Source organism: Sporotomaculum syntrophicum (assembly GCF_009932395.1).
In the GTDB taxonomy this organism is placed as follows: Bacteria; Bacillota; Desulfotomaculia; order Desulfotomaculales; family Desulfallaceae; genus Sporotomaculum; species Sporotomaculum syntrophicum.
Map to the genome: position 1 here is coordinate 164,986 of NZ_LSRS01000005.1, position 13,130 is coordinate 178,115.

Genomic DNA, 13,130 nt, shown 5'->3' on the forward strand with positions numbered 1-13,130 from the left:
GTTAAACTGAATATATCTCTATGATGCATTAAGAATCGACAGGTTGATTAGTAGGACAAGCAGCAGCAAGTGGGCTGATGTTCATGGTGCCTAACAATATTAAATGATATGCTGGAAAACCTTGCTGAGTTAAACGCAGTACCGCCGGGGTGATGGCGGCCGAACTCAATAAGGCACCGGTTGACGAGGCTAAGGCGCTGGAAGAAAAGTATACCTCAAAGGGTAGTTCTGCTGTAGATGCGGAACCTGGATAAACTTAAGGGCGAGTTGGGTATCTAAGCAATCGTGACCAGTGCAATATGTTCTCCGTTGGAAACTAAGTGACGGGAGAGTGGTAAGCCGTGAAGACTTTTCGGCTAGAGCTGGATAATGTATTAGATGCGATTTTTTTCACGGATATGCTTGATGCAGAGGCAATTCCATACGCTATCGTGGAGCACGGCAGCCATGCCTATGACGGTTTGTTTCAAATGACTATGGGGTGGGGGTATCTGGAAATCCCTGTGGCCTATCAAGAGCAGGTATTGGAGCTCTACCAAATCTATAAAAAACCTCTGCGGGAATACCATTGAGTGCTGTTTAAAAGGACTTAATTTGCAGGTGGTCAAATTTGTGGAGAAAATCAGGATTTCCTGATTTTATTTTTCTTGAGTAGACCGGGGTGGAATTAGGGTAAATTATTTTCAGCATAAAAGGCAGGAAAGTTAAATTGAGTGGGTTTTTCCTTGTTTAATAAAAGAATTAATAAAAGAGATACAACCTAATGTCGGAATAAGTTATTACTGCTCAACAAGCGCGTGAATATGTGAAGACAAGTTATTTATATACTCAATTTTATGTGGAACAAATTTGTATGGCATGGAAGTGAGCTTGAACACAGAACCCGAGACTCACACACCAATGTTAGCTCCAAGCAAGGCCCAGTGCCATGCTCTAGTGTAATACTTATACTTATTGAGGGGGATTTTGGATGAACGACTTCTTTGCCAGGTTCAAAAGCCTGGCAGTACTAGGTTTATCACGAAAACCGAAGTCCTTTAGCCGGCAGGCTTATGATTTTCTGCAGTCCCAGGGATATGAACTGTACCCGGTTAATCCTCATGCCAAGGCGATTGCCGGCCAAGCCTGCTATGATTCGGTAGAAGCTTTACCCGAGGTGGAGGCAGCTGTCTTTTTTACCCCGCCGGGGGTAAGTATGGCATTATTGCCTTTGTGCAAGGAGAAAGGGATTGTTTATGTTTGGTTTCAGCAAGGTTCAGCCGACAAGGCAGTGCTCAAAGTTGCTGACGAGCTTGGCATAACGTATACCAAATCATGTGTCTTCTTGCACCAGCCTGGCGCCGGCTTTCCGCACAATGTGCACCGGATTTTGGCGGGTGTATTTGGTAAATTATAAAAGAGGTTACTTCGGGATAAGGGTAGGCGCATTCCGATTAGGAATATAAAGCCTGTTCTTATTAATTGTCAGGGTTGTGGACGAAGTGTATTATAATAAAAGAACACAATTTATTTTATAGATAATGGGATTGAGCGTTTTGGGTAAGAATAGTATATACTTTATTTGGTATTCTTAGGTATACTATAAATATAAAGGGGGTTTTAACGATGAATTTAGGAGATGACATGAAAAAAATAATTTTAGCCGGGATAGGGGCGATGGCTACCACAGCGGAAAAAACCAGGGAGTTTATTGATACGCTAATTGAAAAAGGCGAGCTGACTGTAGAACAGGGCAAAATCATTAACGAAGAATTGAAACGCAGTCGTGCCGAGAGTAAGAAAAAAGAAACTGTTACCGATAGCATGGAGGATCTTTTGAATAAACTTGCCACTCTTAGCAAAGAAGATTTGGCTGTCTTAAAAGAGAAGCTCACGGAGATGGAGAAAAAAGATGAAGCATCTAGGGTTATCGATTGATAATAAATTATCGGCTGCCAGACTAAGGGAAATGGTCAGTGTTCTTAAACGCCATGGAGTAATCCACGGCGTTTCTCCTGAAAAATTGAAATTAATTTTGGAGGACCTGGGTCCAACTTATGTCAAGTTTGGCCAGGTGATGTCTATGCGCAGTGATATACTCCCAAGAGAGTACTGTGATGTGTTGGTTCAACTGCGCACCGATGTAAAACCGCTTTCGTATGAGGAGGTTATCGGAGTAATTGAAGCTGAGTACGGCCTGCGGACAGACGAGGTTTTTAAGGAAATTTCCCGGGAATCCCTTGGCTCAGCTTCGATTGCCCAGGTGCATAAAGCGGTCTTGCATAATGGGCAAACCGTAGTGATTAAAGTTCAGCGTCCCGGCATATATCAAATGATGGAGCGGGATATTCAATTACTTAAAAAAGCGATTTCCTTCATTAAAGTATTTAAAATTAATGTAGGAAACATTGACTTTAAATTAATCGTGGATGAAATGTGGGCGGCTGCTCAACAGGAAATGGATTTTATTATAGAATCTAACTATATCCAGGAAATTACCAATTTAAACGCAGATATTAAGTACGTAGCTTTCCCCCGTGTGGAGCGTAATTTAACGACACCAAGGGTACTTGTTATGGAGTATATCGATGGCGTACAGATAGACGATCTGGAAAAACTAGCCTCACTGGGCTATGACATTAATGAAATCGGCATTAAGTTGGCCGAGAACTATGTTAAACAAATTGTCGATGATGGTTTATTTCATGCTGATCCTCACCCGGGGAATATCTTTATCCGGGATGGCCAAATTGTCTGGCTGGATTTAGGTATGATGGGGCGTATTAACAGCCGGGACCGCAGGCTATTAAAAAAGACTATCTTATCCATTGTGCAGCAGGACATTCAGGGTTTGGTTGAAGTATTCTTAGCTGCGGATACGATAAAAGGTAAGGTTAACTTTACCAAGCTTTATGAAGATATTGAAAGTATGCTAACCCGATATGGTGATATGGAATTAGCTGATATGCAGCTGGGTCCCATCATACAAGAGGTTAAAGATATCTTAAACTTTCACCAGATATCTTTGCCCTCGGGCCTCTCTATGTTAGCCCGGGGCATTGTTACTATTGAAGGTGTTTTGGCGGCCTGCAGCCCGCAGGTTAATTTTGTGAAAATTATTGCCAATCATGCTTCAGAAAATATATTTAAGGAAATTGATTTTAAGAAGGAATTCCTAACGACGATGCTATTGCTCCATAGCTTTGGCAAACATACCCTGGCATTACCGGAACAATTCTCCAATGTCATGCAAATGGCCATCAGAGGGCAAACCAGAATAAATATCGATTTAACTGCTGATGAACCGGCGCGTCGACTTGACCTGATGCTCAACAAGCTGCTGGTTTGCCTGCTCAGTGTTGCCTGTATCGTTGGTGCCAGTATCATTTTTGCTTCAGGTATGCCTCCCCATTGGTATGGTGTTCCTGTGTTGGCTTGGATCGGGTATTTGCTGTCTATACTGTTGGCTGGTTGGGTAATTAAGAAAATTATTCGTAATAAATATTAATGTGTGGATAGTTAAGCCTTAAGAAGTAAGGCTTATATTATAGTTCGTTTGCCTAAAATTCATCATATGGCATTTTCGTATATTAATTTTATTTGGCAATCTGTTGTTTATAATAATTTTAACTTTATATTATTTAATATAAATGTTATGATAAACCATTTGGGTAAATAAAGGGGGGAGTGAAATATTGGATCTAGTGGTCCAGGCACAACAATTGTTACCTCTGCATAAATATATAAAACTATAGTTGGTTGCTTGGTTGGAGGTATGTTTGTCGAGAGACAGTGAATAATATACTGGCAGCACTCAAATACCACCTGGTCTGAAAATGCTTCTGCAATATGGATCTAGGAATCTTATTGCCGAAATATAATAAAAATAGATAATTGAGTTTTAATAAAAAATTGTTTGAATTTTTTCTCTTATAATATATAATTAGTCATATAATATGTTTTAAACGCATATGTTTATTAAATGACGCTAAATATAAGGAGGCTGGTATATGTGTCAAAGGAGTTAATTGATCAAATCTTGAGGGAGATTGGATTGGAAAAAATTGATACAGACCCCGAGGAAATTAGGCGGGAGGCCCTGTCCGAGACTGAAGTGATCAGTAAATAAAGTTAGGGAGGGTATAACGTGTTGGTCGGGGATAAATAGCCGGGGGCTGGTTGGAAAGCTAAACCGCCCCCGGTTTTCAGTCTTAGCTAATAAATCCCTGGTTTTCCAAAGTGCCCGCTGATCTCATCATACCCATTGTCCCGGTATTACCTACTGGCTGGAAGGTATTAATAAAGTTCATCTGAGTTCTGTCCTGCATAGTTGGCACCTGGTACATGCCCTTTTGATTCATATAGGTGAAGATTTCGTAAGCCTTTTCGGCGCAGGACATAGCACCCTGCATCATAATATGCCGGAGCTGCGAATCAGCGCACTCCAGTGAAGCCATCATTTTACGGGAAGCACTACATTTATGCATATTAAGCATTATGGAGGCTACATCCCGGTCGCTTAGCCTGCCGGCTGTTTCATGGGGCGAAACGGGTTGTGGGCTACGCAGGCCGTAATTAATCGAAGGGACTCTCCGGGCGTGGTAGGTGTCGGCACTAATGCCGTGGCGGTTGGACATGAAGGAAACCATATCGTTATATTCCTTTTCCGCAAAGCTTAGTTGCCTGTCCATTATTTCGCCCAGCTGCTGATCGGAAACATGCCGGCGCAGCAGTGAGAAAGTATTGATGCTATCAATAGTGCTGGTTAAAACCTCATGAGCTTCCATAATTTCATGAGCGCCAAAATCGTGTTGCATGCGCATAGTATCTCCTCCTTAAAGTTATTTGTACACCTTCCGCAAATCCTCCCTATACCCCCAGGTAAAAATTCAGATTTTAGTCCGGGCGGCCTTTTGAGAATCCCAATGTCTATTTTCTTTCGTGTTTGTTACAAATATACAAGCACCTCATTAAACACCGGTGGCAATGTTTTCCTCATGCTAATCCTCAACCTTCTGCACATATTCCGTTTGATCTTTCTTCAAATCCAGGTACAGAGTTCCGTCCGTATTTAAGGAAGCTAAAGTAACATCATATTTCAATGAATTAGGTTAGTCTTTTGGTTGTTTTTTGCTTAATCAATTAGTGGAAAATGTTCACGGGTATATACTCATGGGTTTACAAGTACATTTTTAAAATACTTTAGGTTGTCAATTTGGATTATTTTGCATCTATGATATAATTTTTCATGGAGGAGAAAAATGCAGCATAAGTATTACATAGAGCGCTTGCAAGGTATGCTTGGTAACAAAAGGCTTGAGCATTCACTGGCAGTCAGCGCAACTGCAGTCGGGCTGGCCGAGTTATACGGTGCCGACCGTCGGCAGGCTGAAATGGCAGGTCTATTGCACGATTGCGCCAGGGAATTGTCGGACGTGGAACTACTGGCTATGGCCAGGGAAAATCATGTGCCTGTTGTCGAGGTCGAGGAGCTCAAACCGGTGCTGCTTCACGCACCTGTAGGCGCGTTGCTGGCCAGGAGGCAGTTTGGCGTGTTGGATCAGGCGGTTCTGCAGTCTATTAACTTGCATACCCTGGGGGATGCGGCCATGACCTTACTGGATAAGATTGTATTTTTAGCGGACAAGACAGAGCCGGGGCGTAATTACCCGGGGGTGGATAAGTTGCGACAACTAGCAACTCAGAATCTGGACCAAGCTTTGTTATATTGTTTTGACAATGCTATCCTGCTAGCTGTGCGAAGGGGCGAATTAATCCATCCCAGAATTGTGCAGGCGCGAAATGGAATAAATATTTTCAACCGCAGGCAGGAGATTTTAAACCTTAGCCGAATAACTTGAAGTATTAAAAATCTAACTAATAGGGGGATTGCTTGTTGATAATTGAACCTGAGGTTCTGGTGCAGTTGGCTGTTGAAGCGGCGGAAGGGAAAAAGGCCTTTGATATCACCGTGCTCAATATCAGTGAGGTTTCTGTGGTGGCTGATTACTTTATCATTTGTAGCAGCAGGTCGACAGTACATGCCCGAGCTATTGCCGATGCCATTGAGGAAAAGTTGCAGGAGTACGGCTCTAGTCAACCACGCAGGGAAGGGTTCAAGACGGCACAATGGTTGTTATTGGACTACGGTTCTGTTGTCGTCCATATCTTCCAGGAAGAACAACGCCATTTTTATAATTTAGAGCATTTGTGGGGAGACGCCCAGGTTGTCAAATACACGGCAAGTATGTAAGTATTTTTATCGTTGACATAAAATATTATTTATTTTATAATAGGCTTCAGTTTAATAGTTAATAACTGTGAAGGGGAATAGTAATATTGTATTTTTACCCTCAAGAGAGCCGTCGGTTGGTGCGAGGCGGTGGGTAAAGCGAATGAACTCGCCCCGGAGTTGCCCGGTTGAAACCAGTAAACCGGGACGGCCTGTGCCGTTAACACACCGAGTGGATAAAGTCATGGGGGTGTAGCTCAGCTGGGAGAGCGCCTGAATGGCATTCAGGAGGTCAGGGGTTCGAGCCCCCTCATCTCCACCAAAACGACTTTATCAATTAGGGTGGTATCGCGAGATTAACCTCTCGTCCCTTATGGGATGAGGGGTTTTCATTTGTTTTCATTCGATAAAATGTGATAACATGGTAGTTAGGTGTAAAATGTTAATTTTGAAAGAAACGGGAGGAAGACATGCAGGAACGCTATGAATTTAAGGAAATAGAGGCCAAATGGCAGCGAATATGGGCTGAGCAGGATAGCTATACGGTACCCGATTTCAGTGATCGGCCCAAATATTACTGTCTGGAGATGTTTCCCTATCCTTCGGGTAAGTTACATATGGGTCACGTGCGTAACTACTCCATCGGAGATGTAGTAGCCCGGTTTAAGACGATGCAGGGTTATAATGTGCTCCACCCGATGGGTTGGGACGCCTTTGGCTTGCCGGCAGAGAATGCCGCCATCAAGCATGGAGCCATACACCCTGCCCATTGGACTGTTGAAAATATCGATACTATGCGGGCCCAGCTCAAACAATTGGGGCTCAGCTATGATTGGAACCGGGAGGTGGCAACGTGTCACCCCGGATATTATAAATGGACTCAGTGGCTGTTTTTACAGCTTTATCAGCATGGGTTAGCTTACAAAAAAAAATCAGCGGTAAACTGGTGCCCTTCCTGTGCTACCGTACTGGCTAACGAGCAGGTCAAGGAAGGCTCCTGCGAACGCTGCGACAGTGTAGTGGAAAAAAGAGAGTTGGAACAGTGGTTTTTAAAGATCACCAACTATGCCGACCGGTTGCTGGCCGACCTGGAAAAGCTTAGCGGCTGGCCGGATAAGGTTAAGATTATGCAGAAGAACTGGATTGGGCGCAGTGAAGGCGCCGAGGTTAATTTTCCAATCGAAGGAATGGATGAATCCGTAGCTATCTACACTACTCGACCGGATACTATTTATGGTGTAACCTATATGGTGCTGGCACCCGAACATCCCTTGGTGGAAAAATTAATTGAGGGTAAGCCACAGGCCGGTCAGATCAGGGAATTTGTGAAGCAGGTGCGTAATTTAAGCGAACTGGCCCGTACTTCCACTGAAGCCGAAAAAATCGGTTTATTTACCGGCGCTTACTGCATTAACCCGGTGAACGGCGATAAAGTGCCGATTATGGTGGCCAATTATGTGCTGTTGGAATACGGTACCGGCGCTGTCATGGCGGTACCGGCCCATGACCAGCGTGACTTTGAGTTTGCCCGCAAGTATAACCTGCCTATTCGGGTGGTCATTCAGCCAGAGGGAGTAACCCTAGATCCTGGCGCTATGATCGAGGCCTTCGAAGATGAAGGATTGATGGTTAATTCAGGGCAGTTTAATGGCACACCGAGCCGGCAGGGTATTAGTGCCGTAATCAAATATTTGCAGGAACAGGGGTTAGGCGAAGGAAGGGTCAATTATCGCTTGCGGGACTGGCTTATTTCCCGGCAGCGTTACTGGGGAGCACCCATTCCCATCATATATTGTGATCAGTGCGGAGCGGTACCGGTACCTGATGCAGAATTACCTGTGATGCTGCCCATGGATGTGGCCTTTAAACCTACCGGTCGTTCCCCGCTGGCTGAACATGAGGACTTTGTGCATACTACCTGCCCCAGCTGTGGTGGCCCGGCATGCAGGGAAACCGATACTATGGATACCTTTATGTGTTCGTCCTTTTATTACTATCGTTATACCAGCCCCCGGGACGAAACCAGTGCCTGGGACGGGGACAAAGTAAGGCAGTGGCTGCCGGTGGACCAGTATATCGGTGGTGTGGAACATGCTATTCTGCACCTGTTGTACAGCCGTTTTATTACCAAGGTGCTTTTTGATATGCAATTGGTGGGTAACGATGAACCATTCACCAACCTTCTTACCCAGGGCATGGTACTCAAGGACGGGGCTAAGATGAGCAAATCCAAGGGTAATGTGGTCAGCCCTGAGGATATCGTGGCCAAGTATGGAGCTGATACTGCCCGGCTGTTTATTCTGTTCGCTTCGCCTCCCGAGCGGGATTTAGAATGGAGCGACCAGGGAGTGGAGGGCAGTTATCGGTTCCTGAACCGGGTATGGCGTCTGGTGGCGCCGCTGGGGGATCTACTGGCTGCCGGTGAATATACGGGCCGGACTGGTAGCTTGGTGGGGATCAACAAAGATATGCGCCGGATAACCCACCTGGCTATTAAAAAGGTTACGGAGGATGTGGGCAACCGGTTTAACTTTAATACCGCGGTGAGCGCCATTATGGAACTGGTCAATACTATATATCAGTACCGGGAAGTGCCCGAGTTCGACCGGGATGCCGGTGTTATGCGCGAGGCGGTAGAGTCTTTGCTGCTGCTTTTGGCTCCTTTTGCCCCGCATATCACAGAGGAGTTATGGGCATTAACCGGACACAAGGGCAGTATCCATGCTCAGCCGTGGCCCCAGTATTCTCCCGAGGCTTTAGTTGAAGATGAAATCACTATTGTGGTGCAGCTTAACGGTAAGGTGCGCGACCGGATTCTTGTCCCCGCCGGCATTAGTGCGGACGCCATGCGGGAAATGGTGCTAAAGCAAGAAAAAGTGCAGGCACTGATTGGTGATAAAAAGGTGGTTAAAGTTATACCGGTGCCCGGAAAATTGGTGAACATCGTGGTAAAGTAATAGCTGACCTGGTTGGTTGAACAGGCTAATGATAAAGGGGCGGGTCTGCTTAGCGATAATAACATACCTGCCCCTGTCTGCGTTTCATACAACTCATTAATCCTTTATACGGTAGCTATATGAAATTCTTTTGATTAAGCAGAAATTTGATATAAATATCTTGACAGTTATTATACCCCAGTATATACTAGGCAAAGATACTTTAATGTGCTAAATAGATAACGAGATAAAGCAAGGGGGTTATATTTTAATGGGCAATATTTTGAGATTGGGATTACCGAAGGGCAGCTTGCAGGAGTCCACTTTTGCGTTGTTTAAAAAAGCGGGCTTTAATATTTCCGTAAGCAGCCGCTCTTACTTTCCATCGATAGATGACCCGGAAATTGAAGTTGTGCTGATGCGGGCTCAGGAAATACCTCGGTATGTAAACGAAGGGGTTTTGGATGCCGGCTTAAGCGGGCTGGACTGGATTACGGAAAACGAGGCCGATGTGGTGGAAGTGGCCGACCTGGCTTATTCCAAACAAACCACCAATCCTATCCGGGTGGTGCTGGCCGTTGCGGAAGACAGCGGCATAAAGACAGTTAAAGATCTGGAGGGCAAACGTATCGCTACCGAGCTGGTGCTCTTGACCCGTAAATATTTGGAGAAAAACGGTGTTAACGCCTCTGTTGAGTTTAGTTACGGAGCCACAGAGGTAAAGGTACCAAACCTGGTAGACGCTATTGTGGATATCACTGAAACGGGCAGCTCGCTGCGGGCGAACAAACTGACTGTAATTGACACTATTTTGGTATCTACCACCCGATTGCATGCCAATCCAAAAGCCTGGGAAGATCCATTTAAAAAAGAAAAATTACAAAACCTGGCAGTTTTACTACAGGGCGCGCTGCGTGCTGACTCCAAGGTAGGTCTTAAAATGAACTTGCCCAAGGATAAACTGGATAATATACTGGCTATCTTGCCGGCCATGAAACACCCCACGGTCTCGCAGCTGATTAACAGTGATTGGTTGGCACTTGAGGCTGTACTGGACGAAAAACAGGTGCGGGATCTAATTCCGGCGCTGCTCCAGGGGGGAGCTCAGGATATAATTGAGTACCCACTGAACAAGGTTATTCCCTAAGCCACACAGGTTAACCGGGCTAGATTAGTTAAATGCCAGAGGAAGGCGATACTTGCAGATTGCCTTCCTCTTTTTTTGTTTAATTTAAATATACTAAAATAGCCACTGGTTGCAAACAATAAGAAGGTATTGCCGGTCTAAATTATAGCAATTTTAGCAGCGGCTACAAAAGTCTAACCAAATAGTGCACAAAATATGTTTAAATAGTATATTATTCTTATAACGTTGCACTCCCCATCAGAGAGGAGAGAAGTTATTGATACCACTTAGGGATAGTACTAAGTCGCCAATTTTTCCCATTGTTAATGTGACGCTCATAGTTTTAAACATTTTAATTTATTTTTGGGAGATCAGCATTGAACCATACCTCCTAAATCAGGTTTATTATGCGTTTGGTGTGGTCCCAGCTGAAGTGCTCAATGCTATTTACACAGGTGCACCCTTTACCCCATTACTGGTCAATTTTATCACCGCTATATTTATTCATGGTGGCTGGTTTCATGTGATCGGTAATATGCTTTTTTTGTGGGTGTTTGGCGATAATGTGGAAGGCCGACTCGGGCATTTTAAATACCTATTGTTTTACCTGGTCGTCGGGATTGCAGCGAGCCTGGCCCATATTTTGAGTAACCCCTTTTCCACTGTGCCGGTGGTGGGAGCCAGCGGGGCGGTAGCCGGAGTACTGGGCGCATATATTATCCTTTTCCCGCGTTCACGTGTCCTTGCCCTGGTGCCTATATTCATTATCTTTACCTTTATGGAAATACCGGCGGTGGTTTTCATTGCTCTCTGGTTTGTGTTACAGTTGTTTAACGGTGTGGCTTCTTTGGGTGGTGATGCTCAAACTGTGGCTTACTGGGCCCATGTGGGCGGTTTTATTATGGGAGTATTATTAATCAAAATAGTAACCCCGCGAGTAAACAGGGGCTACTATCTTCCTTAGCAACCTAAAATTCCAGCCATCTTTAAGAAGTATGATTGAAGTTTGGCAGGCAAAGGAGATGAGTTTATGGCTAGACAAATTAAACGCATATATCGCTCTAGCCGGAATAGCATGCTGGGTGGTGTTTGCGGCGGGTTGGCGGAATATTTGGGTGTTGATGCTACGCTGGTGCGTATAGGATACGTTTTACTTTCCGTAGTTTCCGCAGCCTTCCCCGGTATTCTCATATATTTAATCGCCTGGCTGGTTATCCCCAGAGATTTTTAATCCTTGCCTTGTGTTCCTTTTGTAAAGATTATTTCTATTAAATTACCTTTAAGGAAAAAATGTAATGCAAAGCAGGATTTCACGACCTAATGACGAAAAACCTAAGAGACGAAAATACCGGGGATCAACCTTAGCGAAATCATTTTTGGTTCATTGATACAGCGAATAGAGAGTACAGGAGCAGGTGGTTAATACTGATATGGTTTATAGCGCTTGCTTTTTATTGCATGCGAACTGCTGACAGTATGCCAAACTGTTTTGCAGAAGATATGAAGCGTTTTCCAGGCCTTCAATTTACAGAATAGGCATTTCCAGACCATTTGCCGGGATGGAACTTTTACGCCCCATTTCTTCTTCAAGAATAGTTTGACTTGTGGACAGCAAGGCTGTTGAGACTCGCTCTTGCCACGTTTCACGGATAAACCGAATTTACTAACAATACCGACAACACACATGTTTCCTGATTCTTTGAACTGTGGTCAATAATACCAATAATTAACACACTGTCTTGTATTTTAAAAATTTACCCAGAATGTGAACTTTGAAACAATCTAAAACAATTAAAAAAATTGGGAGGTAAAGCATGATGAGTTTAACAGCGCAAATTAGAGAGAAGGCAGCTGCAAAGGGTAAAACTATAGTACTTCCCGAAGGTACCGAAGAAAGAACCTTAAAAGCTGTCAAGACAATTGTGGATCAAAAAATTGCCCAAGTAGTTTTATTGGGTGACGAGAGTGCCGTCAGGGGGGCAGCAAGCAGCTTTGGTGCCGACATATCCGGCGCCGAAATTATTAATCCGGCTACCACACCATTGCTGGATGATTTTGTACAGGCATTTTATGAATTACGTAAAGAAAAGGGAGTAACTTTAGATAAAGCTAAAGCTACCATGTTGGATCCGTTGTTCTTTGCTTCCATGATGGTTAAGTTGGGCAAGGCTGACGGCGAGGTTGCCGGAGCTCAAAACACCACTGGTAATGTATTGCGCCCAGCTCTGCAGATTATCAAGACTGCTCCGGGCATGTCTGCCGTGTCGGGGGCTTTTATTATGATTTGCCCGGATAAGACCTACGGTGACGATGGTATCTTTGTATTTGCCGACTGTGCCGTTACTATTGATCCGTCTGCTCAGCAGATGGCTGAATTTGCCAAAGCAACCGTACAGACCGCAGTCGATGTATGCGGTTTTAAAGATCCCAAAGTCGGCATGCTGTCCTTCTCTACTAAAGGTAGTGCCAGCCACGAGTTGGTAGATAAAGTTGTATCGGCAGTTCAGATTGCCAAAGAAAGATTTCCCGAAATTAAAGTGGATGGCGAGTTCCAGTTGGATGCAGCGATTGTTCCCAGTGTAGGCGCTTCTAAGGCTCCCGGCAGTGAAATTGCCGGCAGCTGCAACGTTTTGGTATTCCCTGACCTTCAGGCAGGAAACATCGGCTACAAATTAGTGCAAAGACTGGCCGGAGCAGAAGCTGTCGGGCCGATCCTGCAAGGCATGGATAAACCTGTTAACGACCTTTCCAGAGGATGCAGCATTGATGACGTTATAAACGTTGTAGCCATGACAGCCCTTAAGGCATAGGAAATTTAGTTTTAAATTCCACAGGGGTCGAATGAATAATGATTGAG

General features: G+C 44.5%; 12 protein-coding genes and 1 tRNA gene. 12 read left to right on the top strand and 1 reads right to left on the bottom strand.

Translation table 11 applies throughout. The annotated features are described in order from the left end of the window. Positions 1-341: 341 nt before the first annotated feature. From SPSYN_RS10985 to SPSYN_RS11000, 4 genes are all read left to right on the top strand, one after another. Positions 342-572, top strand: a complete 231-nt coding sequence (locus SPSYN_RS10985) for a hypothetical protein (RefSeq protein ID WP_161822536.1) — start codon at positions 342-344, stop codon at positions 570-572. A gap of 398 nt (positions 573-970) precedes the next feature. Next, entirely contained in the window at positions 971-1,396 is a 426-nt protein-coding gene (locus SPSYN_RS10990) for a CoA-binding protein (protein ID WP_161822537.1), read from the top strand. Between the two features lie 209 nt (positions 1,397-1,605). Next, a complete protein-coding gene (locus SPSYN_RS10995) occupies positions 1,606-1,917 on the top strand; it encodes a phasin family protein (RefSeq protein WP_161822539.1) in 312 nt (103 codons plus the stop codon). Then, positions 1,892-3,487, top strand: coding sequence for an ABC1 kinase family protein (locus SPSYN_RS11000; protein ID WP_161822540.1), 1,596 nt, complete (start codon positions 1,892-1,894; stop codon positions 3,485-3,487). The genes SPSYN_RS10995 and SPSYN_RS11000 overlap by 26 nt, the downstream gene beginning before the upstream one ends. Before the next feature lie 703 nt (positions 3,488-4,190). Here the strand turns inward: SPSYN_RS11000 and SPSYN_RS11005 are convergent. Then, positions 4,191-4,802, bottom strand: coding sequence for a spore coat protein (locus SPSYN_RS11005; RefSeq protein WP_202623819.1), 612 nt, complete (start codon positions 4,800-4,802; stop codon positions 4,191-4,193). 438 nt (positions 4,803-5,240) lie between these two features. On the opposite strand from SPSYN_RS11005, the gene yqeK reads away from it, so the two are divergent. From yqeK to pta, 8 genes are all read left to right on the top strand, one after another. Next, entirely contained in the window at positions 5,241-5,840 is a 600-nt protein-coding gene (gene yqeK, locus SPSYN_RS11010; protein ID WP_161822541.1) for a bis(5'-nucleosyl)-tetraphosphatase (symmetrical) YqeK, read from the top strand. Positions 5,841-5,875: 35 nt separating this feature from the next. Then, positions 5,876-6,232, top strand: a complete 357-nt coding sequence (gene rsfS / locus SPSYN_RS11015) for a ribosome silencing factor (protein ID WP_161822542.1) — start codon at positions 5,876-5,878, stop codon at positions 6,230-6,232. A gap of 225 nt (positions 6,233-6,457) precedes the next feature. Continuing rightward, positions 6,458-6,533, top strand: a tRNA-Ala gene (locus SPSYN_RS11020). A 148-nt stretch (positions 6,534-6,681) separates the two neighbouring features. Further along, positions 6,682-9,168 carry a leucine--tRNA ligase gene (leuS, locus tag SPSYN_RS11025; protein ID WP_161822544.1) on the top strand — a complete coding sequence of 829 codons (2,487 nt, stop codon included), beginning with the start codon at positions 6,682-6,684 and terminating at the stop codon, positions 9,166-9,168. Between the two features lie 250 nt (positions 9,169-9,418). Further along, a complete protein-coding gene (hisG, locus tag SPSYN_RS11030) occupies positions 9,419-10,294 on the top strand; it encodes an ATP phosphoribosyltransferase (RefSeq protein ID WP_161822546.1) in 876 nt (291 codons plus the stop codon). Positions 10,295-10,550: 256 nt separating this feature from the next. Further along, positions 10,551-11,237: a rhomboid family intramembrane serine protease gene (locus SPSYN_RS11035; RefSeq protein WP_161822547.1), complete on the top strand. Its 687-nt coding sequence runs from the start codon at positions 10,551-10,553 to the stop codon at positions 11,235-11,237. 66 nt (positions 11,238-11,303) lie between these two features. After that, positions 11,304-11,504 (top strand): PspC domain-containing protein, encoded by a 201-nt coding sequence (locus SPSYN_RS11040; protein WP_161822548.1) that lies wholly within the window; start codon positions 11,304-11,306, stop codon positions 11,502-11,504. A 586-nt stretch (positions 11,505-12,090) separates the two neighbouring features. Further along, the gene (gene pta / locus SPSYN_RS11045; protein WP_161822807.1) at positions 12,091-13,083 is read left to right on the top strand and encodes a phosphate acetyltransferase; all 993 of its coding nucleotides are present in this window, start codon (positions 12,091-12,093) and stop codon (positions 13,081-13,083) included. The last annotated feature ends 47 nt before the right edge of the window (positions 13,084-13,130 follow it).